This window comes from Alkalihalophilus lindianensis (assembly GCF_032843265.1).
Classification (GTDB): domain Bacteria; phylum Bacillota; class Bacilli; order Bacillales; family Bacillaceae_D; genus Alkalihalophilus; species Alkalihalophilus lindianensis.
Genome location: NZ_JAWJBA010001023.1, coordinates 1 through 236 on the forward strand (window position 1 = coordinate 1; position 236 = coordinate 236).

At 50.8% G+C, this 236-nt stretch carries 1 pseudogene; it reads left to right on the forward strand.

Annotation, left to right across the window (positions count from 1 at the left end):
- Positions 1 to 236, forward strand: a pseudogene (locus RYX56_RS25215) (F0F1 ATP synthase subunit alpha); the annotation flags it as partial.

Below are 236 nucleotides of genomic sequence, written 5' to 3' on the forward strand. Positions count from 1 at the left end.
CTCGATCACCGATGGACAGATTTTCTTACAATCAGACCTATTCTTCTCCGGTGTTCGTCCAGCGATCAACGCGGGTCTTTCCGTTTCCCGTGTAGGGGGATCAGCCCAAATTAAGGCAATGAAGAAGGTGGCCGGTACATTAAGACTTGACCTTGCATCGTACCGTGAATTAGAGGCCTTCGCTCAGTTCGGTTCTGACCTTGATAAGGCTACCCAGGCGAAGCTTAACCGTGGTG